Raw genomic sequence first — 24,078 nt, forward strand, 5'->3', positions numbered from 1 at the left:
GCGGCAGTCAGGCCCGAGTAGTCGCGCGCGATGCCCCGCCTCACGCCGGTGGCCGGCTCGGGTGGCGGCTCCGGCCCTGATCAGCCGGCACCTGACCGGGCGCGCTCGGGAAACTGGATCACGTCGGCGCCCTGGCGTAGCTTGTCCAGGTAGTCGGCCCACTGCTGGATCTGCTCGAACCGCTTGGCCAGATACTGGGTCCGGTTGTAGCTGCGCCCGTTGGCGTCCCGCACCGCGTGAGCCAGGTTGGCCTCGATCGCCAGCGGGTCGAGGTCGAGCTGGTCCACCAGCATCGTCCGGGCGCTGGCGCGAAAGCCGTGCCAGCTCTGTTCCTTGCCGAAGTTCAGGCCATACAGGGCGCTGCGCACCGAGTTGTCGGATAGCGGCCGGTCGTGGTCGCGCTGGCCTGGGAACACGTAGCGGCCGGCGCCGGTGAGCGCGTGCAGCTCACGCAGCAAGGCCACCGCCTGGCTGGGCATGGGAACGATGTGGGGCTCGCCGTTGGCCTTCTCCTGGACGCCGCGCTTCATCTTGGCACTCGGGATCGTCCAGAGGGCGCGGTCCAGGTCGACCTCGGCCCATTCCATCATGCGCAGGTTGCCAGGACGCTGGAACAGGATCGGGGCCAACAGCAGCGCGGTGCGCACAATCGGCCCGCCCTTGTAGGCATACATGGCGCGGAGCAGCTCGCCGAATCGATCGGGCTCGAGGATGGCCGCAAAGTGCTTGCCGCGATACGGCGTCAGGCGCTTCTTCAGCCCCTCGGTGATGTTGCGCTGCTCCCGGTCGGCGGTTGGCAGCCAGTATTCATACACCTGGCGCGCCAGCATCAGGCCGCGGTCGGCAGTCTCCAGCGCGCCGCGCTCTTCCACCTTCTGCAGCACGGCCAGCAATTCCATGGGCTCGATGGAGGCCATGTCCCGATCGCCCAACCAGGGGAACAGGTCGCGCTCGAGCTGGCGTAGCGTCCGGTTGGCATGCTCGGGGCTCCAGTTTTCGAGCTGCCTGGCGTGCCACTCCAGGGCCACGGCTCTGAAGGTTTCGCCGCCCTCGCGTTGGCCCTTGAGCCTGTCACGCCGGCGGCCCTCGACCGGATCAACGCCTGCGGCCTTTTGCAGCTTGGCGGCGTCCCTGGCCTTGCGGGCCGCCGTCAGGCTCACGGCCGGATAGCTGCCCAGAGCCAGGCGCCCCTCCTTGCCGTCGGCATAGGTTTTCCAGAACCAGCGTTTCGACCCGGCGGGGCTCGCCTCCAGATACAGGCCCTGCGCATCGGTGATGCGCGCGCGCTTTCTGCCAGGTGGGCAGGTGAAGTTCTTGCACTGCAGATCGGTCAGCATGGGCGCCCCCGGGTGAGGTCAGACGTGAGACCGGGGAACAAACCCCCGATTTGCGGACTTTACCCCGGTTCGCTCCCCGGTTTGTTCCCCGGTTTTGGTTCGGCTGTAGACGAACGATGTCGGACGTCACTGGACAATAAGCTGATGATCTGCCTATGAAAAAGGGCGCCTGCCGGACTTCGGCGGACGCCCTTGGATGATGTGGTGGTGGAGCTGGGGGGACTCGAACCCCCGTCCGCGAACCTTCCCCGCCCAGTTCTACATGCTTAGCGATCTGATTTGGATCTCGCCACCCGCGTCGCGCAGTCGCACGCTACGCGGGCCGCCAGTGCCCTTGCGTCTCGCCCGCCCCCAAGGCACCCGGGGACGAGCCAGCCGATGTGAATGCCCTCGCAGCCTGGACGGCTTGCGCCACCCTTGCCCAGCCCATCGGCCTGCTGTTGCGAGGCTCACCGGTGTTTAGGCGGCGAGTGCGAAACGTTCGTCGTTTGCAGTTAGTTTTTTTCAGCGGTTTTACGAGGTGACTGAACCTCGGCATGCCCTGAGGCGATTCCAACCCACGTCGAAACCAATGCAGCCCCTGGACCGCGTATCTTAAGCCATTTGGAGCAATTTCAAGAGCTCCAGCGGCCGGTCGATCACGGCATCGGGTTCCCACTGCTCGACGCGGGCGCCGACGCCCAGGTAGCCGTAGCGCGCCGCCACCGTGCGCACGCCGGCGGCGCGGCCGGCCTGCATGTCGCGCTCGTCGTCGCCGACGTAGATGCAGTGCGCGGCGGCCACGCCGGCGCGCCGCATGGCCTCGTGCAGGGACGCCGGGTGCGGCTTCATGTGGGGGGTGGTGTCGCCACTGACGATGACCGCGGCGCTGTCGAACAGCGGCATGGCAGCGACCAGCGGCCCGGTGAAGCGCTCGAACTTGTTGGTGACCACGCCCCAGCACAGGTCCAGCGCCTCCAGTCGCGCCAGCAGCGGCGCCACGCCCTCGAACGGCGCCGTGGAGTCGAGCATCACCGTCTCGTAGCGCAACAGGAATTCGGCCCGATAGTCCTCGAAGCGCGGGTCGTCCGGCGCCATGCCGAAGGCCACCTGCAGCATGCCGCGTGCGCCGGCGCCGGCCCAGGCCCGGTAGGCGGTTTCGGGCAGCGACGCCAGCCCGCGCGCCACCCGCATCTGGTCGGCGGCCCGGCCCAGGTCGCCGGCGCTGTCGATCAGGGTGCCGTCCAGATCGAACAGCACGCAGCGCACGTCAGGCAGCAGCGCCATCGGCCGCTTCGGCCGGCTTGCGCGCGGCCAGCAGGTAGTTCACGTCCAGGTCCGGCGCCAGCCGGAAGCGCCGCGCCAGCGGGTTGTAGACCAGGCCGGTGGCGTGCGCGACCTCGAGCCCGGCGGCACGGCAGTGGCGCGCCAGCTCGCTCGGACGGATGAAGCGCGCGTATTCGTGCGTGCCGCGCGGCACCATGCCCAGCAGGTACTCGGCGCCCAGGATGGCGAGCGCGAACGATTTCGGGTTGCGGTTGAGGGTCGAGAAGAACAGCCAGCCGCCGGGGCGCGCCAGCGCGGCGCAGGCGGCCACCACGGCGGCCGGGTCGGGCACGTGCTCGAGCATCTCCATGCAGGTGACGACGTCCCAGGCGCCGGGCTGCTCGGCCGCCAGCGCCTCGGCCGAGACCTGGCGGTAGTCGACGCGCGGCGTCTCGGCCTCCAGCGCGTGCAATCGGGCCACGCGCAGCGATTTCTCGGCCAGGTCGATGCCCAGCACCTCGGCGCCGCGGCGCGCCATGGCGTCGGCCAGGATGCCGCCGCCGCAGCCGACGTCGACCACGCGCGCGCCCGCCAGCGGCGCGATGCCCTCGATCCAGCCCAGGCGCAGCGGGTTGATCTGGTGCAGCGCGGCGAATTCGCCGTCCAGGTCCCACCAGCGGTGGGCCAGCGCGGAGAAGCGGGCCAGCTCGGCCGGGTCGACGTTGGCTTCGGCGGCAGTCATGGCCGCGATTGTCCCACGCCGTCCAGGCCATGCTGCTCGGCAAAGCGGCGGCGCTCGCGCGCCACCTCGGCGCGGGTGATGCAGGCCTTGGGCGGCGCCTGGCCACGCGCCTGCCAGTGGGCGCGCCAGGCCTGGCTCTGGTAGGGATCGACCACCACGTAGCCGGCCTGGCGCGGGCAGCGCGCGCGGTCGTCGCAGTCCTGCCAGCTCGCGCCATAGATGACGCGTCCGTCGCGCGTCAGGCCGGGAAACGCGCTGGCCTGCACGCGATCGCGCGCGCGGTCGAGGCGGAACCCCTGGCCGAGCGCGCGGTCGTGCAGGTAGACGCTGCCCAGGTCGCTGTAGACCAGCCAGGCCGCGGCGTCGGGACGCGCGAAGCCGAACACCGCCTTGCTCACGGTCCGCCCCAGGTCGGCGTCGAGGTCGCAGGACGGCGCGCCGGCGCCGGGCCGCGGCGCCAGCCGGTACACGCGCATCGACGGCGCGCCGACGCGCGGCGCCTGCGGAATGGCGGAGAACTCGCTGCCGTCGACCGAGAGCATGGGCAAGGCGTAGGCATTGCCGTCGATGGCGACGCGGCCGTCGCAAATGAAGCGCGGCCCGAGCGTGCGCACCAGGCGCGCCTGCCGCCCGTCGTCGCGCACCCCGATGGTCGCCACCTGCAGCGGGCCCACGCCCTGGCGGTCGGGGTCGGCGTCCTGCGGCCAGCTCAGCGAACGGATGCGGACGAGCGCGCCGCCGCCGGTCGACGCGTCGGCGGCGGCGGTCGGCGGCAGTTCCGAAGCAGCCGCGTAGAAGCCCGTCATGCCGCCGCGAAACAGCGGCCGCGCCCGGCGACCGTCGCGCAACACCTCGGCGAAGCGGTAGTGCTCGCCGTTCACGTCGACCAGGTAGCGCCAGCTGCCCTGGACCGGGAAGGCCTCGTTGGACAAGGGCGTGGGGTGGGCCCGGACCGGCCCGCCCGGCTCGGCGGGCAATTCGACCAGGCTGACTTGGCCGAGCTGCGCGCCGGAATAGGAGCGCAGCACGAAGCGCCCGTCGGGGCTGATGCGTTCGTAGGTGCCGAGCGCCGCCGTGCCATCGGCATCGGCGCCGAATTCGCGCACGTCCAGCGCGTGGTAGGCGAGCGGCGCGATGCAGTCGGCCGCCGCCTCGGTCGCCCCGGCGGCGCTCGCCCCGGCCAGCAGCAGCGCGGCCAGCCAGTGCGCGCCGCGCGCCCGGCCCGGCGTCTGGACCAGCGCAGCCCCGCTCGCCGCGGGACCGGTTCGCCGCGGCCACCCGTGGCTGGGGCTGGTCCAGATGCAGGCCCAGGACAGCGGGGAGTGCTTCATCTCAGTTCTTCGTGGAGCTACGGGGGTGTTTCATTTCAATGTCCCCGCACGCTGGCGCAGCAGGCCGAGCCAGGCCGCATCGGGCATCACGCCCAGGATCGGCCAGGGATGGCGCGTGCCGCAGCGCTCGACCATGCTGCTGGGCGCGTGGTGCAGCAGGCCCAGCGCGCGCCCGGTCGGCTCGTCCAGCAGCGGGGCGTCGGCCAGTTCGGGCAGGTCCACGGCCCGCACCGCGGCCTGCCATTCTTCGTCCGGCACGCGCGGGTCGCGCAGCGCCGACACCCGGAAGCCGGCGTCCTCGGCGGCGCGCCGCATGCGCCGCCATTCGAGCAGCGCGTAGGGCATGCGCGGCGACAGCACCATGCGCACGGCCGCCGGCTCGGCGCAGGCCGCGCGCGCGCCCGCCGGAGCCGGGGCCGCCAGCGCGGCCAGCAGGCCCAGCGCAGGCAGGCCGCCGCGGCGCAGCGCGCGCGCGCCCATGAAAAAAGCCCTGGGAGCTTGCGCTCCCAAGGCCCTGGAAGGATACCCCGTCGGGGTCTCGATCACTTGGCGGCTTGCGTGCCCACCACCTCGATCTCGACGCGGCGGTTCTTGGCGCGGCCAGCAGCGGTGCGGTTGTCCGCGATCGGCTGCGACTTGCCCTTGCCTTCGGTGTAGACGCGGTTGCGCTCGATGCCCTTGGACACCAGGTAGGCCTTCACGGCCTCGGCGCGGCGCACCGACAGCTTCTGGTTGTAGGCGACCGTGCCGACCGAGTCGGTGTGGCCGACGGCGATGATGACTTCCAGGTTGATGCCCTGGATCTTGCTCACCAGGTCGTCCAGCTTGGCGCGGCCTTCGGGCTTGAGCACCGACTTGTCGAAGTCGAAGAAGGCATCGGCGGCGTAGGTCACCTTCTGGGCGGCGACCGGGGCGGGTGCCGGAGCCGGCGCCGGAGCGGGCGCAGCAGCCGCCGGGGCAGCGGCCGGAGCGGCCTTGGGCGCCTCGAGCGCGCCGTCGCAGCCCGGGGCAGCGGTGGCCGGGGTCCAGGCGGCATCGCGCCAGCACAGTTCGCTGGTGCCGTTCTTCCAGATCAGGTTGCCGTGGCCGTTGCGCCAGTTGTCGGTGTTGATCGTCGAACCCGCGGCGAATGCCGAACCAGCCACGGATGCGACGGCGAACAAGATCGCTACTTTGTTCAGTTTCTTCATGATTCTCCTCACAGGGAAAAAAGCCGCAGCCGCGCTGCGAAAAATCGGACGCTTCAAGTGAGCACCACCAAAAACGCTGCAATCGATTGTGCCACACGCTCTTTCGCAAACGCAGCCGAACAGGGCCCGCAAACGCCATGGGGACGTGGAAAACTCCGATTATGTTGCCAGTTTGCAACAGTCGAATGCCCCTAGAATCAACCCTTTTTGCCACGTCGCGCTGCTTGCATATATATGACCTCATTCGCCAAGGAGATGCTTCCGGTCAGCCTGGAAGAGGAGATGCGACGCAGCTACCTCGATTACGCCATGAGCGTGATCGTGGGCCGGGCCCTGCCCGATGCGCGCGATGGCCTCAAGCCGGTGCACCGGCGCGTGCTCTTCGCGATGCACGAGCTGAACAACGACTGGAACCGGCCCTACAAGAAGTCGGCGCGCATCGTCGGCGACGTCATCGGCAAGTATCACCCGCATGGGGACAGCGCCGTCTATGACACCATCGTGCGCATGGCGCAGGACTTTTCCATGCGCCACATGCTGGTCGACGGCCAGGGCAACTTCGGCAGCGTGGACGGCGACAACGCCGCGGCCATGCGCTACACCGAGATCCGCCTGGCCAAGATCGCGCACGAGATGCTGGCCGACATCGACAAGGAGACGGTCGATTTCGGGCCCAACTACGACGGCAGCGAGCAGGAACCCCTGGTGCTGCCCACGCGCCTGCCCAACCTGCTGGTCAACGGCTCGGGCGGCATCGCCGTCGGCATGGCCACCAACATCCCGCCGCACAACCTGAACGAGGTCGTCGACGCCTGCCTGCACCTGCTGCACCAGCCCGAGGCCACCATCGAGGAATTGATGGAGATCATGCCGGCGCCGGACTTCCCGACGGGCGGCATCATCTACGGCATGCAGGGGGTGCGCGACGGCTACCGCACCGGGCGCGGGCGCGTGGTGATGCGCGCCAAGGTGCACTTCGAGGACATCGACCGCGGCCAGCGCCAGGCCATCATCGTCGACGAACTGCCCTACCAGGTCAACAAGAAGACGCTGCAGGAGCGCATGGCCGAGCTGGTGCACGAGAAGAAGCTCGAGGGCATCAGCCACATCCAGGACGAGTCGGACAAGTCCGGCATGCGCCTGGTGATCGAGCTCAAGCGCGGCGAGCTGCCCGAGGTGGTGCTGAACAACCTGTACAAGCAGACCCAGCTGCAGGACACCTTCGGCGTCAACATGGTGGCGCTGATCAACGGCCAGCCGAAGCTGTGCAACCTGCGCGAGCTGGTCGAGGTGTTCCTGCAGCACCGGCGCGAGGTGGTGACGCGGCGCACGGTGTTCAACCTGCGCAAGGCGCGCGAGCGCGGCCACGTGCTGGAAGGCCTGGCGGTGGCGCTGGCCAACATCGACGAGTTCATCCGCATCATCCGCGAATCGCCGACGCCGCCGGTGGCCAAGGCCGAGCTGATGGCACGCAGCTGGGACAGCGCGCTGGTGCGCGAGATGCTGACGCGCGCGCGCGCCGACGGCAGCACCATCAGCGCCGACGACTACCGCCCCGAGGGCCTGGAGCGCGCCTACGGCCTGCAGGCGGACGGCCTGTACCGCCTCTCGGACACGCAGGCGCAGGAAATCCTGCAGATGCGGCTGCAGCGCCTGACGGGCCTGGAGCAGGACAAGATCATCGCCGAGTACCGCGACGTGATGGCGCAGATCGACGACCTGCTGGACATCCTGGCGCGGCCCGAGCGCGTCTCGACCATCATCGGCGAGGAGCTCACGGCGCTGAAGAACGAGTTCGGCCAGACCAAGGCGGGAGCGCGGCGCTCGACCATCGAGCGCGACGCCCAGGAGCTGGAGACCGAGGACCTGATCACGCCCACCGACATGGTGGTGACGCTCAGCCACAGCGGCTACATCAAGGCCCAGCCGCTGTCCGAATACCGCGCGCAGCGCCGCGGCGGGCGCGGCAAGCAGGCCACCACGACCAAGGAAGACGACTGGATCGACCAGCTCTTCATCGCCAACACGCACGACTACATCCTGTGCTTCTCGAATCGCGGGCGCGTCTACTGGCTCAAGGTGTGGGAGGTGCCCTCGGGCTCGCGCGGCTCGCGCGGCCGGCCCATCGTCAACATGTTCCCGCTGGCCGAGGGCGAGAAGATCAACGTGGTGCTGCCGCTGACGGGCGAGATGCACAGCTTCCCCGAGGACCGCTACGTCTTCATGGCGACCTCCATGGGCACGGTCAAGAAGACGCCGCTGTCGGACTTCAGCAACCCGCGCAAGGCCGGCATCATCGCGGTCGGCCTGGACGAGGGCGACTTCCTGATCGGTGCCGCGCTGACCGACGGCGCGCACGACGTGATGCTGTTCTCCGACGGCGGCAAGGCGGTGCGCTTCGACGAGAACGACGTGCGCCCGATGGGACGCAACGCGCGCGGCGTGCGCGGCATGTCGCTGGACGAGGACCAGAGCGTGATCGCGATGCTGGTGGCCGAGGGCGACGCCGACGCCGAGAGCGCCGATCCGCGGGCGCGCACCAGCGTGCTGACGGCGACCGAGAACGGCTACGGCAAGCGCACCCACATCAGCGAATACACGCGCCACGGCCGCGGCACCAAGGGCATGATCGCGATCCAGCAGAGCGAGCGCAACGGCAAGGTCGTCGCCGCCACCCTGGTGGGCGAGGACGACGAGATCATGCTGATCACCGACAAGGGCGTGCTGGTGCGCACGCGCGTGGCCGAGATCCGCGAGATGGGCCGGGCGACACAGGGCGTGACCCTGATCGCGCTGGACGAGGGCACCCAGCTGAGCGGCCTGCAGCGCATCGTGGAAAATGACGCCCAGGACGGAGAGGGCGACCCCCAACCCCAGGACCCAACGGAGTAATCCATCTTGAAAATCCCATTCATGCGGCTGCCCGCCGCACTTTGTCTCGTGGCGGCCTGCGGCCTGTCGATGGGCGCCTACGCCCAGAACGGCAAGCAGGCGCTGGCCACCAAGCTGGCGCAGTTGCAGGCGCGCAGCGATGGCGCCGCGCTGGCCGAGCAGCTCACCGCCGACGCGGTGTCGTTCCCGCTGAACGTCTGGTCGCAGCGCCTCGATGAAAGCGTGCCGCCGGCGCGCCAGAAGGAGGTGCGCGAGAAGCTCGACGTCGAGCTGAAGAAGTTCGCCGACACCACGCACAAGACGGTGGAAGCGCAGGTCGCCCCGGCGGCCGAGGCGGCGCTGGTGCCGATCTTCATGGAAAAGCTCAGCGAGGACGAGATGAAGACCATCATCGCCTACCTCGAGTCGCCGGTGAGCCAGAAATTCCAGACCATCGCCGGCGAGGCCGGCAACGCCTGGGCGCAGAAGGTGATCGACGCCACCCGCGCCTCGGTCGAGAGCAACCTCAAGGCCTTCGATGCCACGGCCACGCGCATCGTGGGCGCGCCCGCCGCCTCCGGGGGCGCGGGCGGTGGCAGCAAGTAGGCACCGCGACGCGGCGGCCGGCTCCCCGGCCGGCCGCCCCGGATACACCCCGAGATGAGCGATTCCCCGATCCAGACTGAAGCGCTGGCGCACCTGCGCACGCGCATCGACGAGCTCGATTCCCGCCTGCTGGCCCTGCTCAACGAACGCGCGCGCGTGGCCGAGGAGGTGGGCGAGCTCAAGCGCCGCGAAGGCACGCCGTTCTTCCGTCCCGACCGCGTGGCCCAGGTCATCGCCAAGGTGCAGCAGGCCAACACCGGCCCGCTGCTGAACCAGCACGTGGCGGCGATCTGGCGCGAGATCATGTCGGCCTGCCTGGCGCTGGAGGTGCCGCAGCGCGTGGCGGTGCTGGGCCCGGAGGGCACGTTCACCGAGCAGGCGGCGATCGAGTACTTCGGCAGCGCCGCCAACCTGATCTATTGCAACAACTTCGACGAGGTGTTTCACGCCACCACCGCCGGCACCGCGCAGTTCGGCGTGGTCGGCATGGAAAACACCACCGAGGGCGTGGTGGCGCGCTCGTTCGACCTGTTCCTGCATTCGCCGGTGCACGTGATCGGCGAGGTCAGCCTGCTGGTGCGTCACAACCTGCTGCGCAGCAGCGCCGGGCTGGACGGCATCGAGGTGGTGCTGGCGCACCCGCAGGCGCTGATGCAGTGCCAGCGCTGGCTGAGCGAACACCTGCCGCAGGCCGAGCGCCGCGCCGTCTCCAGCAACGCCGAGGGCGCGCGTCTGGCGGCCGACCACCCGAACTGGGCGGCGCTGGCGAGCGAACGCGCGGCGGCGCGCTTCGGCCTGCACATCGTCGCCCATGCGATCCAGGACGAGGCCTGGAACCGCACGCGCTTCGCCGTCATCTGCCTGCCGCAGACCATGGCCATGCCGGGCCCGAGCGGCCACGACTGCACCAGCCTGGTGGTGTCGGTGCCGAACAAGCCGGGCTCGGTGCACGACATGCTGACGCCGCTGAAGAAGCACGGCGTCTCGATGACGCGCTTCGAGTCGCGGCCGGCCAAGTCGGGCAAGTGGGAGTACTACTTCTACATCGACCTGCAGGGCCACCCGAGCGAGCCCAACGTGGCGGCGGCGCTGGCCGAGCTGCAGGCCTGCTGCGCCTTCTACAAGATGCTGGGCGCCTACCCGCTGGTGCAGGATGTTTGAGCAGCTCGGCCTGATCGGCTGCGGCCTGATGGGCGGCTCGTTCGCCCTGGCCGCCAAGCGCGCCGGCCTGGTGCGGCGCGTGGTGGGCTACAGCAAGTCGCCCTCCACCACCGAGCGCGCGCGCCAGCTCGGCGTGATCGACGTCGAGGCGCCGTCGGCCCTGCTGGCCGCCTCGGGCGCCGACCTGGTGCTGCTGGCGGTGCCGGTGGCGGCCACCGAGTCGACATTCAAGGCGATCCGCCACCTGCTGACGCCCGGCATGCTGGTGATCGACGTCGGCTCGACCAAGCGCGACGTGGTGGACGCGGCGCGGCGCGCGCTCAAGACCGAGGTCGGCGTGTTCGTGCCGTGCCACCCGATCACGGGCCGCGAGGTGGCCGGGGTCGAGAACGCCGACCCCGACCTGTACGCCGGCCGGCAGGTGATCATCACGCCGATCGAGCGCACGCTGACGCAGAAGATCGAGCAGGCGACGGCGCTGTGGCGGGCGCTCGGCTGCCGCGTCACGCAGATGTCGCCGGATGCGCACGACGCCGCCTTTGCCGCCGTCAGCCACCTGCCCCACCTGATCGCCTTTGCGCTGATGCAGGGCATCACGCGCCAGCCCCGGGGCGCCGACTACCTGGCGCTGGCCGGCCCGGGGTTTCGCGACTTCAGCCGCATCGCCGCGGCCGACCCCCAGATGTGGCGCGACGTGCTGCTGGCCAACCGCGAGGAGCTGGCGCGCCAGACCGCCCTGTTTCGCGGCGCGCTGGACGGGCTGGAACAGCTCATCGCCACGGGCCAGATCGACGCGCTGGAGCAGGCCATCACCGAGGCCAGCCACGCACGTGCCACGTGGCGCATGACGCCGGGCCAGAAGTGAGGGCGGCCGCACGCGCGGCCACCACGACCTGCCGTGTACGACATTCCCTTTCTTGACCTGCCGCCGCTGCGCGCGCTGCGCGGCCGCGTGCGGCTGCCCGGCTCGAAGAGCATCTCCAACCGCGTGCTGCTGCTGGCCGCGCTGTGCGAGGGCCGCACCACGATCCACGACCTGCTCGATTCGGACGACACGCGCGTCATGCTGCAGGCCCTGCGCACGCTCGGCTGCGGCGTCACCACCGATGGCGCGCAGACCACCGTCGAGGGGCTGGGGGGACGCCCGCCGCAGCGCCAGGCCGAGCTGTTCCTCGGCAACGCCGGCACCGCCATGCGCCCGCTCACGGCGGCGCTCGCCGTGCTCGGCGGCGACTACCGGCTGTCGGGCATCCCGCGCATGCACGAGCGCCCGATCGGCGACCTGGTGGACGCCCTGCGCGCCCTCGGCTGCACCATCGACTACGCCGGCGCCGAGGGCTATCCGCCCCTGGCGATCGGCACGCCCAGCCTGCGGCTGGGCCAGCCGATCCCGGTGCGCGGCGACGTCTCGAGCCAGTTCCTCACCGCCCTGCTGCTGGCGCTGCCGCTGGCGGCGAGCCGGCCGGAGGCGCCCGACATCGCGATCGAGGTGGTGGGCGAGCTGATCTCGCGCCCCTATGTCGAGATCACGCTGAACCTGCTGGCGCGCTTCGGCGTGGCGGTGCGGCGCGAGGGCTGGCAGCGCTTCGTCATCCCGCGCGGTAGCCGCTACCGCTCGCCGGGCGAGATCCACGTCGAGGCCGACGCCTCCTCGGCCAGCTACTTCATCGCCGCCGGCGCCCTGTCCGAGCCGGGCGCGGACACGGCAGGCCTGTTCATCGACGGCCTCGGCCTGGATTCGATCCAGGGCGACATCCGCTTCGTGGAGGCGGCGCGCCAGATGGGCGCCGAGGTCGAGGGCGGCGCCAACCACCTCGTCGTGCGCCGCGGCGCCTGGCCGCTCCGGGCCATCGACCTGGACTGCAACGCGATCCCGGACGCCGCCATGACGCTGGCGGTGCTGGCGCTGTACGCCGACGGCCCGAGCACGCTGCGCAACATCGCGAGCTGGCGCGTGAAGGAGACCGACCGCCTGGCCGCCATGGCCACCGAGTTGCGCAAGCTCGGCGCCACGGTGCAGGAAGGCCCGGACTTCCTGCGCGTCGAGCCATTGGCGCGCGGCCAGTGGCGCGCCGCCCGCCTGCACACCTACGACGACCACCGCATGGCGATGTGCGGCTCGCTCGCGGCCTTCAACCCGGACCGGCTGCCGGTGCGCATCGAGGACCCGAAGTGCGTGGCCAAGACCTTCCCGGACTATTTCGAGACCCTGTTCGACCTCGCCGAGCCGGCGGCCGGGGTGCCGGTGATCTGCATCGACGGTCCCACGGCATCGGGCAAGGGGACGCTCGCCAGCCGCATGGCGCGCCAGCTCGGCTACCACTACCTGGATTCGGGCGCGCTCTACCGGCTGGTCGGCCTGGCGGCGCGGCGCCACGGGCTGGCGCTGGAGGACGGCCAGGCCGAGGCGATCGCCGCCCTCGCGCGCGCCCTGCCGGTGCGCTTCGAGGGCGATCGCGTCTGGCTGGATGGCGAGGACGTGAGCGACGCCATTCGCACCGAAGCCGCCGGCATGGACGCGTCCAGCGTGTCGGCCTTTGCGCCGGTGCGCGCCGCCCTGCTCGGGTGGCAGCGCGCCTGCGCGCGCCTGCCCGGGCTGGTCGCGGACGGCCGCGACATGGGCACGGTGGTCTTCCCCGATGCGCCGCTCAAGGTGTTCCTCACCGCCAGCGCCGAGCAGCGCGCCGAGCGTCGCCACAAGCAATTGATTTCAAAGGGAATTGACGCTACAATGGCGACCCTTCGCGCGGACCTCGAGGCGCGCGATGCGCGCGACCGATCGCGCGCATCGGCGCCCCTGAAGCCCGCGCAGGATGCCTTGCCGCTGGACAACTCGCAGCTCACGATCGAGCAATCGCTCGCGCAGGTGCTGGCCTGGTGGCAAGCGAGGCAGCCCTTCTGACGCGCCCGGCGCGCGCGGGCGCGGCCTCACACGGAACGCCGGTCCGGCCGGCTTCCACCTGGTTCCAGCAGGCTTGCCTTCGCGCCTCCCGCGCGGCGGGCCTGCTGGTCGTGCAACCCTGAACCCATGGCATCCCGCCATTTCAAACCCTTCCGCCAGCAGCCTCTGGAAACGATCGCAATCGTGCGGCCGTGAACCTGCCCGAGCGGACAAGGAATCCCTTCATGTCTGAATCCTTTGCCGAACTGTTCGAAGAATCCCTGCAGCGCACCGTGATGCGCCCGGGAGAAGTCATTCCCGCCGAGGTGGTGCGCGTCGAGCACAACTTCGTGGTGGTGAATGCCGGCCTCAAGTCCGAAGCCTACATCCCGATCGACGAATTCAAGAACGACCAGGGCGAGATCGAGGTCGAGCCCGGCGCCTTCGTGCCGGTGGCCATCGGCTCGATCGAGAACGGCTACGGCGACACCATCCTGTCGCGCGACACCGCCAAGCGCCTGGCCTCCTGGCTGGCGCTGGAGCAGGCGCTGGAGTCCGGCGACTTCGTCACCGGCACCACCTCCGGCAAGGTCAAGGGCGGCCTGACGGTGCTGGTGAACGGCATCCGCGCCTTCCTGCCCGGCTCGCTGGTGGACACGCGCCCGACCAAGGATCTCACGCCCTACGAGGGCAAGACCATGGAGTTCAAGGTCATCAAGCTCGATCGCAAGCGCAACAACGTGGTGCTGTCGCGCCGCGCCGTGATCGAGGCCAGCATGGGCGAGGAGCGCGAGAAGCTGCTGGCCACGCTGAAGGAAGGCGCGGTGGTGCACGGCGTGGTGAAGAACATCACCGAGTACGGCGCCTTCGTCGACCTGGGCGGCATCGACGGCCTGCTGCACATCACCGACATGGCCTGGCGCCGCGTGCGCCACCCGAGCGAGGTGGTGCAGACCGGCCAGGAGATCGACGCCAAGATCCTCAAGTTCGACCCGGAGAAGCAGCGCGTCTCGCTCGGCCTCAAGCAGATGGGCGACGACCCCTGGCTCGGCGTCTCGCGCCGCTACCCGCAGGGCACGCGCATGTTCGGCAAGGTCACCAACATCGCCGACTACGGCGCCTTCGTCGAGCTCGAGCCCGGCATCGAGGGCCTGGTGCACGTCTCCGAGATGGACTGGACCAACAAGAACGTGGCGCCCAGCAAGGTCGTGACCATGGGCGAGGAAGTCGAGGTCATGATCCTCGACATCGACGAGGACAAGCGCCGCATCAGCCTGGGCATGAAGCAGTGCCGCGCCAACCCCTGGCAGGAATTCGCGCAGAACACCAAGCGCGGCGACCGCGTCAAGGGCCCGATCAAGTCGATCACCGACTTCGGCGTGTTCGTCGGCCTGGCCGCCGGCATCGACGGCCTGGTGCACCTGTCCGACCTGTCCTGGAACGAGCCGGGCGAATCGGCGGTGCGCAACTACAAGAAGGGCCAGGAAGTCGAGGCCATCGTGCTGGCCGTCGATGTGGAACGCGAGCGCATCAGCCTGGGCATCAAGCAGCTCGACCAGGACCCGTTCACGACCTTCGTCTCGGTCAACGACAAGGGCCAGACCGTGACCGGCACCGTCAAGAGCGTGGATGCGCGGGGCGCCGAGATCGACCTGGGCCACGACGTGGTCGGCTACCTGCGCGCCTCGGAGATCAGCCGGGATCGCGTCGAGGACGCCAGCCAGGTGCTGAAGGTGGGCGACGAGGTGACCGCGGTCGTGATGAACGTCGACCGCAAGAGCCGCAACATCCAGCTTTCGGTGCGTGCCAAGGACGCGGCCGACCAGCACGAGGCCATGGCCAGCCTGAGCCAGAGCTCGGGCAGTGCCGGCACCACCAGCCTGGGCGCCCTGCTGCGCGCCAAGCTGGACAGCAACGACAAGAGCTGAACGGGCAGCGCGTCCGGGACCCCGGACGCGCGCGCCTGCTGCAAGCATGACCCGTTCCGACCTGGTGCAACGGCTGGCCGAGCGCTTTGCCGACCTGCCGGCGCGCGATGCCGAAGCCGCCGTGAAGGCGATCCTCGACGCCATGGGCGACGCGCTCGAGCGCGGCCACCGCATCGAGATCCGCGGCTTTGGCAGCTTCTCGGTGAACCACCGGCCGCCGCGGCTCGGGCGCAACCCGCGCACCGGTGAAAGCGTGCCGATCCCCGAGCGCCGCGTGCCGCATTTCAAGCCGGGCAAGGCGCTGCGCGAGACCATTGCCGCGCAGCCGGTGGACGGGCCGCCGTCGGCCCAGGCCTGAACCGCCGCGCGACGCGCACGCCAGCCACCCCCATGTCGCCCGTCTATTGGCTGCTGAGATGGGTCCTGAAGGCGGCCGTGTTCTTCGCGCTGTTCGCCTTCGCACTCAACAACCAGCAGGAAGCCACCGTGCACCTGCTGTTTGGCCGCGCGTGGAGCGCGCCCATGACCCTGATCGTGCTGGCCGCGTTTGCGCTGGGCATGGTGGTCGGCGTGCTGGGCATGCTGCCCGGCTGGTGGACGCGACGTCGCGCGATGCCGCCCGGGACAGACCCGCAAACCATGGCGCCGCCGCCCGATGGAACTTGAGCTGAGCTGGATCCTGCTGGGGCTGCCGATCGCCTTCGCGCTCGGCTGGCTGGCCTCGCGCCTGGACCTGCGCCAACTGCGCATCGAGAACCGGCAGGCGCCCAAGGCCTACTTCCGTGGCCTCAGCCACCTGCTCAACGAGCAGCAGGACCAGGCCATCGACGCCTTCATCGAGGCGGTGCAGAAGGACCCCGAGACCTCGGAACTGCACTTCGCGCTGGGCAACCTGTTTCGCCGCCGCGGCGAGTACGAGCGCGCCGTGCGCGTGCACGAGCACCTGCTCTCGCGTGCCGACCTGAGCCGCAAGGACCGCGAACGCGCCCAGTATGCGCTGGCCCAGGACTTCATCAAGGCCGGCCTGCTGGACCGCGCCGAGGAGGCGCTGCACAGGCTCGAGCACGGCAGCCACCAGGAACAGGCCTGGCTCACCCTGCTGGCGCTGCACGAGCGCGCGCGCGACTGGGAACGCGCCAGCGACATCGCGCAGCGCCTGCAGCAGTCCGGGCATGCCGACTTCAGCGCGCGCCTGGCGCACTACCGCTGCGAGCTGGCCGATCACGCACTGCGCAAGCGCGGCGACGCCGCGGCCGCGCGCGCGCTGCTCGAGCAGGTGATCGCCGAGACCCCGGGCGCCGCGCGGCCGCGCATCCAGCTGGCCGGCATGCTGGCGCGCGCGGGCGACGACCCGGGCGCCTACGACCAGCTGGTCGGGCTGCAGGAGCGCGCCGCGCATGCGGTGCCGCTGATCGCCAGCGAATGGGTGCGCCTGGCGCGCGCCTGCGGGCGCCTGCGCGAGGTCCAGGAGCGCCTGGCGCAGGCCTATGCCCAGTCGCCCTCGATCGACATCGCCGATGCCCTGGTGCAGACCCAGGTGGCGCTCGGCATGCCGATGGCACAGGCACGCGAGGGCTATGTGCGCCACATGGAGCAGGAACCCTCGCTGATTGCCGCCGCGCGCTGGCTCGGCCACGAGCCCTTCGCGCACGACGGCGTGCACGCCGTCGTGCAGCAGTCGGTGGAACGCGCCACGGCACCGCTGGCACGCTACCGCTGCGCGGCCTGCGGCTTCGAGACCCAGGGCTATTTCTGGCAGTGTCCCGGCTGCCTGGCCTGGGACAGCTTTCCGCCGCACCGCATCGAGGAGCTGTGACGCTCCGGCCAGGCGCTGGCGCGCCGATCGCCGCATCCGAAGACGCGTTCGAATGACGAACGGCGGATCACGGGCGACTTCGCTGCGCCTCGACGACCGGATCGGTCATGCGCCACGCCGGCGCGCACCGGCGTCATGGGTCATGGGTCATGGGCGCGACGGAGCGACGTCAGATGCCGGCTTCCTCGCCCTCGATCAGGGCGCCCTGCCCCAGCCCGAGGCGCGCGGGCGACAGATAGTCCTGGCGGAACTGCTCGAACGACACGTGGTCGGTGGCCTCGATGTGCCGCTGCTCGGCCACCGAGGCGCGCGCCAGTTGCTCGAAGCGGCTCGCCAGCTCGGGCGGATACGGCAGTTCCAGCAGGGCCTGGCTCGTCTGCCGGGCGCGGGCACGCCCAAAGTCCAGGAAGCTGTCGGCGTGCTGCGCGCGCACCGCGGCCAGCACGCGCGCCGAGGGCAGTTCGTCGGGGGCGTCCAGCGCCGCGCGCGCCCCCGCCAGGGCGCGCGCGTAGCGGTCGGCGCCATCGACGCGGTCCATGCGCTCGGCCAGCGGCCCGTAGGCGTCCAGCAGGGCCGCCGCCCAGTCGAGCAGCAGCACGGACTCGCCCCTGCGCTCCAGTCGCAGCCCCGGCTCGCGTCCGCGCGCGGCCACCAGGTTCTGGTTGCGCCCGAGGGCGGCGATCTCGTCCGGCGTGTCGGGCGGGCTGTCGGAGAGCAGGCAGTGCAGCAGGAACAGATCCAGCACGCGTGCCGTGTCGGCGTGGATGCCGACCGGCTCGAACGGATCGAGGTCCATCAGCCGCACCTCGACGTATTCGACGCCGCGTTCGCGCAGCGCATGCAGCGGCCGCTCGCCGGCGCGGATCACGCGCTTGGGCCGGATCGTGCCGTAGAACTCGTTCTCGATCTGCAGCAGGGTGGTGGCGAGCTGGTTGTAGTCACCGCCCAGGTTGCGGATGCCGATCGCCTCGTAGGGCGGATACGGTCGCGTCAGCGCCTCTTCCAGCGAGTTGGCGTAGCTCTCCAGGCAGTTGTAGCTGACCGCCAGGCTGGCCTGGGCCTCGCTCTGGTAACCCAGGCGCCCCATGCGCAGCGAGGTGGCGTGCGGCAGGTACATGCTGTCCTTGCCGAGCGGCTGCAGCGGGTGGTCGCGGCCGGCTACGAAGCAGGCCGTGACCGCGGGCGAGGCGCCGTACAGCAGCAGCGGCAGGAAGGCGTGGCGGCGGAAATTGCGGATCAGCCCGAAATAGCCGTCGTTGTCGATGCCGGGCATCGACCAGTTGTAGTGGATGCCGGCGATGGTCTGCATGCGCCGGCCGTAGCGGTGTCCCAGGCCCATCCGGTAGACGGTCTTGGCGCGGCCGACGTTGGAGGTGCCGTAGACGCCGAGGGGGATGTTCTCGTCCGACGGCAGGCGGCACGGCATGCTGGAGACCCACAGCATCTCGCTGCCCAGGCGCGCCAGTTCATGGTAGACGACCTGGTGGATGCGCGTGAGCTCATCGAGGCAGGAGGACACGCTGGCGTGCACGCCGGTCACCAGCTCGATCAGCGACTCGCTGTAGTCGGTGGTGATGTGCGGGTGCGTGAGCGGAGAGCCCAGCGCTGCCGGGTGCGGCGTGAGGGCCAGCGTGCCTTCCGGGTGGGCACGCAGGCTCTCCTTCTCGATGCCGCGGCGGATGCCCCGCAGCCGTTGATCCGACAGGGCTGCCAGCCGAGCTTTCAGAGTGTGCGTCATGACGTGATTTTCTGCCCGGGAGGCGCACGGTAACACAGACCCGTTATGCCGTGCTGGCGTGACACATCAGTGCGCCATTGCGCCTGCCCGCCACCCGCGGCGCACGAAACACCGGTGCCCCGATGGCGGCGCGGCAGGCCCGTCGCGGCACCCGTGGCCGAGGTCCCCTGGCCACGGGCTGCGTGCCCCCTGGAGGTTGAGGCCCGCGGCGCCCGACCTGCCTGCGCAGGTCGGGACGGGCCGAAGCGCCCCCGCCTCTGGCGGCGCGCACAGGGAGCGCAGCAACACGGGGAGCGCGTCATCCCTCAAGCCGGCGTGAGCTGGGCCTGGCGCAATTCGTTGGCGCCCTGCTCGGAACCGCTGGCCGGAATCATCTGGCCGGCCGGGTCGGTGACTTCGGCCAGGCGCGCCAGCAGGCGCTCGGGCGTGTCGGGCGTCAGGCCCAGGTGCAAGCCCTGGGTCAGCGTGATGTGCGCCGCCTCGTAGGTGCCGCCGCCGGCGCACAGGATGGCGCGCGTGGGGGCATGCTCGCAGGCCATCACCAGCATCGCCGGCACCACGGCCTCGGGCTGCAGGGCGTCCAGCGTCTCCTGCGGCATCAGGCCCTGGGTCATGCGCGTGGCGGCGGTGGGCGCCAGGCAGTTGACGCGGATGTCGTGGCGGGCGCCTTCCAGCGCCAGCGTCTGCATGAAGCCGACCAGGGCCAGCTTGGCCGCGCCGTAGTTGCTCTGGCCGAAGTTGCCGTACAGGCCGGTGGACGAGGTGGTCATCACGATGCGCCCGTAGTTCTGCGCCTGCATGATGGGCCAGACCGCCTTGGTGGTGTGCACGGCACCCATCAGGTGCACCTCCAGCACCAGGCGGAAGTCCGCCAGGTCCATCTTGGCAAAGGTCTTGTCGCGCAGGATGCCGGCGTTGTTGACCAGCACGTCGACCCGGCCCCAGGTGTCCATGGCCTCCTGCACCATCGCCTGCACCGCCGCGAGGTCGGTCACGGACGCGTGATTGGCGATGGCCTGGCCACCGCGCGCGCGGATTTCATCGACCACCTTCTGCGCCGCGCTGGCCGACCCGCCGGTGCCGTCGACGGCGCCACCCAGGTCGTTCACCACCACCCTGGCGCCGCGCTCGGCCAGGCCCAGGGCGTGCAGGCGCCCGACCCCGCCGCCAGCGCCGGTCACGATGGCCACGCGGCCGGAAAAGTCGATCTTCTTCATCAGAGGGTTCTCCATTTCGAACAAGGGTAAGGCGGGGCCGGTGTCCCCAATGCGACCGACCCGCCCTGGAACACGGGGCCGAGCAGGCCTCGACGCCGGCCGGAACCGGCGCCGGGACGGCTGCGCAGGCAGGCCGCCATCGACGACGCGCAGCAAGCCCACAAGGGACGCCGGCCGGCCCGAGGGTCGGCGCAGCCTGCAACTGTAAGGCAGCCGCCGGGTCAAGCCGGAATTTGCCACAATCCAGACCATGGACAGGCACACCGAGGCAGTGGAAGCAGCGCCCCACGATGCCGCAAGCATCGTCATGATCCGCGATGGCAACGCGGGGCTGGAAGTGCTGCTGGTGCGGCGCCACGCGGCGAGCGCGGTGCTGGGAGGCGCCTGCGTGTTTCCGGGCGGCAAGGTCGACGCCGCCGACGCGAGCGCCACCGTGCTGGCGCAGCTCGACCACACGCCGGCCGAACTGCACGCGCGGCTGGGAGAGGCGGCGCTGTCGCCACAGCAGGCCGCGGCCTGCTTCGCGGCGGCGGCGCGCGAAACCTTCGAGGAGGCCGGGGTGCTGTATGCGCATGGCCGCCCGACCGGGACAGGCCGGCCGGGCGAGGCCTTCGGAGCGCTGCTGGCGCGCCTCGGCCTGACGCTGGACACCGAGGCGCTGACGCCGTGGTCGCGCTGGATCACGCCGCGCCAGTCGCTGCGCATGAACCGGCGCTTCGACACGCGCTTCTTCCTGGCGGCGGCGCGCGCCGACCAGGTGGCGCGCGCGGACCAGCACGAGGTAAGCCGGCTGTTCTGGGCCACGCCGCGCGCCGCGCTGGAGCAGTACCGCGATCGCGCGATCGACCTGATCCCGCCCCAGCTCATCAGCCTGGCGCATCTCGCGCGCTTCGACGGCGTCGCGGCGGCGCTGGCCGACGCGCGCAGCCGCGCGCCGGCGCTGATCGAACCCGAGCACTACCAGGAAGGCGACGCGACGCTGCTGACCTACCCCGGCGACGTGCGCCACAGCGTGCGCCAGCGCGCGCTGCCGGCGCCCACGCGCCTGTACTGGCGCGACCAGCGCTTCGTGCCGGAGCATGGTTTCGAGGGTTTCTTTGCCTGATCGGCGGGCGCGCACCGCCGCCATGATGTCGGACCCGGAAACCCAGCAGACGCCAGGGCCCGGGACCGATATGCTGCACAACCGGACATCCGGTCTCAAGGCCCGCGACGCCGTGCCATGCGACCGGCCGCCGGCCTGGCCGTGGCCGGTCGGCCCGGACCGCACGCGCCATGCGCACGCGCGCTGACCGCCACCCATCTCATCGCCTGATCGGAACACACGTCATGACCCTCCTCAATCCCGTCATCCGCCGCCAGGGCATCGGCACCATCCTGCAGCGCACGGCGCGACGCCTGCCGGACAAGCTGGCGCTGCAGTGCGGCGCCACGCGCTGGAGCTACGCCGAGTTCGATGCCATCGTCACGCGCGTGGCCGCCGGCCTGGCCGAGCGCGGCGTCGGCCATGGCGACCGGGTGGCGATCCTGGCCCGCAACTCGCATGCCTTCGCCGCGCTGCGCTTTGCGCTGGCGCGCCTGGGCGCGGTGCTGGTGCCGATCAACTTCATGCTGAAGGAATCCGAGGTGGCCTACATCCTGCGCCACAGCGGCGCCATCCTGCTGGCCACCGACAGCGGGCTGGCCGAGCTGGCGCGCGCCGCCGCGGCGCTGGACACGCAGGTGCGGGGCCTCATCTGGCTGCCCGCCGAAGACCCGAGCGAGCCCGTGGCCGGCATGACCCGCTTCGACGAGCTGGCCGCCTGCCAGGCACCGCTGCCCGAGACGCCGCTGGCCAGCACCGACCTGGCGCAGATCATCTACACCAGCGGCACCGAGTCCTCGCCCAAGGGCGCCATGCTGACGCACGACGCCGTGCTGTGGCAGTACGTGAGCTGCTGCATCAACGCCGAGGTGGCCGAGCACGACGTCGTGCTGCACGCGCTGCCGCTCTACCACTGCGCCCAGCTCGACGTGTTCTTCGGCCCGGCGATCTACATCGGCGCGACCAACCACATCACCGCCAAGCCCACGCCCGACAACCTGCTGCCGCTGATGGCGCGGCACGGCATCACCAGCTTCTTCGCGCCGCCCACGGTGTGGATCGCGTTGCTGCGCTCGCCGCTGCTCGACCAGACCGACCTGGGTCGGCTGGCCAAGGGCTACTACGGCGCCTCCATCATGCCTGTCGAGGTGCTCAAGGAAATCGCGCGCCGCCTGCCCGCGGTGCGGCTGTGGAACCTCTACGGCCAGACCGAGATCGCGCCGCTGGCGACCATGCTCGGCCCTGACGACCAGTTGCGCAAGCCCGGCTCGGCCGGCCGCGCCGTGCTGAACGTGGAGACGCGCGTGGTGGACGACCAGATGCGGGACGTCGCCCCCGGCGAGGTCGGCGAGATCGTGCACCGCTCGCCGCACCTGATGCTGGGCTACTACCACGACGACGCGCGCACGCAGGCGGCATTCGAGGGCGACTGGTTCCACTCGGGCGACCTCGGCACGATCGACGAGGAAGGCTACATCACGGTGGTGGATCGCAAGAAGGACATGATCAAGAGCGGCGGCGAGAACGTCTCCAGCCGCGAGGTCGAGGAGATGATCTACCGCCTGCCCGAGGTGAGCGAAGTGGCGGTGATCGGCCTGCCCGACGCGAAGTGGGTCGAGGCCGTGACGGCGGTGATCGTGGTCAAGGCCGGCCAGCAGCTCAGCGAGCAGCAGGTGATGGCCCACTGCAACACCCACATGGCGGCATTCAAGGCACCCAAGCGCGTGATCTTCACCGACGCGCTGCCCAAGAACCCCAGCGGCAAGCTGCTCAAGCGCCAGCTGCGCCAGATGCACGCCTGACGCTCCAGCATCGCTGCGCGCCTTCGCCCAGAAGGGAGACAACGCCAGTGGCCGGCGCAAGCCCGGCCACGGCGTCCGCTGGCTGGGCCCGCGGCGCCCATCCGATCAGCACCAGCAGCATCTCTTGTTGATGGTGGTTCAAGCCGCCGTTGCAGCGCCGCGCAGGCGCTGAAACAGGGTCACCGCCGCCACCACCAGGCCGCCAACGCCGACCCCCACCGCGGCGTTGAAGACCAGGCCGGCCACCAGGCGCAGCACCCCGCCGAGCCCCGCCGCCCAGCCTTCCATCAGGTGGTGCAACGCCGGCACGCCGTGCACCACGATGCCGCCACCGACGAGGAACATCGCCGCCGTGCCGGCGACCGAGAGAAACTTCATCAGCCACGGCGCCAGCGCCAGGATGCCCCGGCCCAGCGCCTGCGCGGCGCCGCTGGCGCGGCCGACCAGGTAGAGACCGAGGTCGTCGAGCTTGACGATGCCGCCGACCAGACCATAGACCCCCGCGGTCATCAGCAGCGCGATGCCCACCAGCACCGCGAGCTGGGTCAGGAAGGCAGCGCTCGCCACCGCGCCCAGGGTGATGGCGATGATCTCGGCCGACAGGATGAAGTCGGTGCGCACCGCGCCCCGGATCCTGGCCTTCTCGAGGGCCACCAGGTCGACGCCCGGGTCGGCCAGCGCGGCCTCGAGCTCGGCGGCACGCGCGTCGTCGGCGGCGCGCGGGTGCAGCAGCCTGTGCGCCAGCTTCTCGAAGCCCTCGAAGCACAGGAAGGCCCCGCCCACCATCAGCAGCGGCGTCACCGCCCAGGGCGCGAAAGCACTGACCAGCAAGGCGGCCGGCACCAGGATCGCCTTGTTGACGAGCGAGCCCAGCGCCACCGCCCAGACCACCGGCAGCTCGCGCTCGGCCGCCAGGCCGGTGACCTGCTGCGCGTTCAGTGCCAGGTCGTCGCCCAGCACGCCGGCCGTCTTCTGCGCCGACACCCGGGTCAGCAGCGCGACATCGTCGGCCATGGCCGCGCTCTTGCGCGCCGCGACCTTGGACAGGACGGCGACGTCGTCGAGCACGGTGGCGATGTCGTCGAGCAGGGCAAGCAGGCTGGTGGCCATGGAAGGCTTTCGCAACAGG

At 70.6% G+C, this 24,078-nt stretch carries 20 protein-coding genes and 1 other RNA gene; 11 read left to right on the plus strand and 10 right to left on the minus strand.

Annotation, left to right across the window (positions count from 1 at the left end; translation table 11 throughout):
• Positions 1-80: 80 nt before the first annotated feature.
• From PKA16_RS04290 to ompA, 7 genes are all read right to left on the minus strand, one after another.
• Positions 81-1,337: an integrase arm-type DNA-binding domain-containing protein gene (locus tag PKA16_RS04290; RefSeq protein ID WP_324400751.1), complete on the minus strand. Its 1,257-nt coding sequence runs from the start codon at positions 1,335-1,337 to the stop codon at positions 81-83.
• Between the two features lie 205 nt (positions 1,338-1,542).
• Positions 1,543-1,918: a transfer-messenger RNA gene (gene ssrA, locus PKA16_RS04295) on the minus strand.
• A 13-nt stretch (positions 1,919-1,931) separates the two neighbouring features.
• Positions 1,932-2,597: an HAD-IA family hydrolase gene (locus PKA16_RS04300; RefSeq protein WP_324400880.1), complete on the minus strand. Its 666-nt coding sequence runs from the start codon at positions 2,595-2,597 to the stop codon at positions 1,932-1,934.
• Positions 2,587-3,324, minus strand: coding sequence for a bifunctional 2-polyprenyl-6-hydroxyphenol methylase/3-demethylubiquinol 3-O-methyltransferase UbiG (gene ubiG, locus PKA16_RS04305; protein ID WP_324400753.1), 738 nt, complete (start codon positions 3,322-3,324; stop codon positions 2,587-2,589). The genes PKA16_RS04300 and ubiG overlap by 11 nt, the downstream gene beginning before the upstream one ends.
• Entirely contained in the window at positions 3,321-4,655 is a 1,335-nt protein-coding gene (locus PKA16_RS04310; RefSeq protein ID WP_324400755.1) for a hypothetical protein, read from the minus strand. The genes ubiG and PKA16_RS04310 overlap by 4 nt, the downstream gene beginning before the upstream one ends.
• A 30-nt stretch (positions 4,656-4,685) precedes the next feature.
• Complete coding sequence (locus PKA16_RS04315) at positions 4,686-5,135, minus strand: hypothetical protein (protein WP_324400758.1); 450 nt, start codon at positions 5,133-5,135, stop codon at positions 4,686-4,688.
• A 62-nt stretch (positions 5,136-5,197) separates the two neighbouring features.
• Positions 5,198-5,845, minus strand: a complete 648-nt coding sequence (gene ompA, locus PKA16_RS04320; RefSeq protein ID WP_324400760.1) for an outer membrane protein OmpA — start codon at positions 5,843-5,845, stop codon at positions 5,198-5,200.
• Positions 5,846-6,079: 234 nt separating this feature from the next.
• On the opposite strand from ompA, the gene gyrA reads away from it, so the two are divergent.
• From gyrA to lapB, 9 genes are all read left to right on the plus strand, one after another.
• Positions 6,080-8,737 carry a DNA gyrase subunit A gene (gene gyrA / locus PKA16_RS04325; protein WP_324400762.1) on the plus strand — a complete coding sequence of 886 codons (2,658 nt, stop codon included), beginning with the start codon at positions 6,080-6,082 and terminating at the stop codon, positions 8,735-8,737.
• 21 nt (positions 8,738-8,758) lie between these two features.
• Positions 8,759-9,322 carry a DUF2059 domain-containing protein gene (locus PKA16_RS04330; RefSeq protein ID WP_324400764.1) on the plus strand — a complete coding sequence of 188 codons (564 nt, stop codon included), beginning with the start codon at positions 8,759-8,761 and terminating at the stop codon, positions 9,320-9,322.
• Between the two features lie 54 nt (positions 9,323-9,376).
• A complete protein-coding gene (gene pheA / locus PKA16_RS04335) occupies positions 9,377-10,483 on the plus strand; it encodes a prephenate dehydratase (RefSeq protein ID WP_324400766.1) in 1,107 nt (368 codons plus the stop codon).
• Complete coding sequence (locus PKA16_RS04340) at positions 10,476-11,348, plus strand: prephenate dehydrogenase/arogenate dehydrogenase family protein (RefSeq protein ID WP_324400768.1); 873 nt, start codon at positions 10,476-10,478, stop codon at positions 11,346-11,348. The genes pheA and PKA16_RS04340 overlap by 8 nt, the downstream gene beginning before the upstream one ends.
• Positions 11,349-11,381: 33 nt before the next feature.
• Positions 11,382-13,385 carry a bifunctional 3-phosphoshikimate 1-carboxyvinyltransferase/cytidylate kinase gene (locus PKA16_RS04345; protein WP_324400770.1) on the plus strand — a complete coding sequence of 668 codons (2,004 nt, stop codon included), beginning with the start codon at positions 11,382-11,384 and terminating at the stop codon, positions 13,383-13,385.
• Positions 13,386-13,609: 224 nt separating this feature from the next.
• Positions 13,610-15,292, plus strand: coding sequence for a 30S ribosomal protein S1 (rpsA, locus tag PKA16_RS04350; RefSeq protein ID WP_324400772.1), 1,683 nt, complete (start codon positions 13,610-13,612; stop codon positions 15,290-15,292).
• Between the two features lie 46 nt (positions 15,293-15,338).
• Positions 15,339-15,650 (plus strand): integration host factor subunit beta, encoded by a 312-nt coding sequence (locus PKA16_RS04355; RefSeq protein WP_324400774.1) that lies wholly within the window; start codon positions 15,339-15,341, stop codon positions 15,648-15,650.
• A gap of 32 nt (positions 15,651-15,682) precedes the next feature.
• Positions 15,683-15,958 carry a LapA family protein gene (locus PKA16_RS04360; protein WP_324400776.1) on the plus strand — a complete coding sequence of 92 codons (276 nt, stop codon included), beginning with the start codon at positions 15,683-15,685 and terminating at the stop codon, positions 15,956-15,958.
• Complete coding sequence (lapB, locus tag PKA16_RS04365) at positions 15,948-17,108, plus strand: lipopolysaccharide assembly protein LapB (protein ID WP_324400778.1); 1,161 nt, start codon at positions 15,948-15,950, stop codon at positions 17,106-17,108. Before PKA16_RS04360 ends, lapB begins: the two co-directional genes overlap by 11 nt.
• 169 nt (positions 17,109-17,277) lie before the next feature.
• Here lapB and gshA read toward each other — a convergent pair whose 3' ends face one another.
• Both gshA and PKA16_RS04375 read right to left on the minus strand, forming a co-directional pair.
• On the minus strand, positions 17,278-18,846 hold the full coding sequence (gene gshA, locus PKA16_RS04370; RefSeq protein WP_324400780.1) for a glutamate--cysteine ligase: 1,569 nt from the start codon (positions 18,844-18,846) through the stop codon (positions 17,278-17,280).
• Positions 18,847-19,151: 305 nt separating this feature from the next.
• Positions 19,152-20,063, minus strand: coding sequence for an SDR family NAD(P)-dependent oxidoreductase (locus PKA16_RS04375; RefSeq protein ID WP_324400782.1), 912 nt, complete (start codon positions 20,061-20,063; stop codon positions 19,152-19,154).
• Positions 20,064-20,313: 250 nt separating this feature from the next.
• Here PKA16_RS04375 and PKA16_RS04380 point away from each other — a divergent pair, with 250 nt between their 5' ends.
• Together PKA16_RS04380 and PKA16_RS04385 are read left to right on the plus strand one after the other, a co-directional pair.
• Entirely contained in the window at positions 20,314-21,168 is an 855-nt protein-coding gene (locus PKA16_RS04380; RefSeq protein ID WP_324400784.1) for an NUDIX hydrolase, read from the plus strand.
• Positions 21,169-21,392: 224 nt separating this feature from the next.
• Positions 21,393-22,949 (plus strand): acyl-CoA synthetase, encoded by a 1,557-nt coding sequence (locus PKA16_RS04385; RefSeq protein WP_324400785.1) that lies wholly within the window; start codon positions 21,393-21,395, stop codon positions 22,947-22,949.
• Between the two features lie 138 nt (positions 22,950-23,087).
• On the opposite strand, the gene PKA16_RS04390 is transcribed toward PKA16_RS04385, so the two are convergent.
• Positions 23,088-24,059, minus strand: a complete 972-nt coding sequence (locus tag PKA16_RS04390) for a DUF808 domain-containing protein (protein WP_324400787.1) — start codon at positions 24,057-24,059, stop codon at positions 23,088-23,090.
• Positions 24,060-24,078: the final 19 nt, after the last annotated feature.

The organism is Ottowia sp. (genome assembly GCF_035325765.1).
In the GTDB taxonomy this organism is placed as follows: Bacteria; Pseudomonadota; Gammaproteobacteria; order Burkholderiales; family Burkholderiaceae_C; genus Ottowia.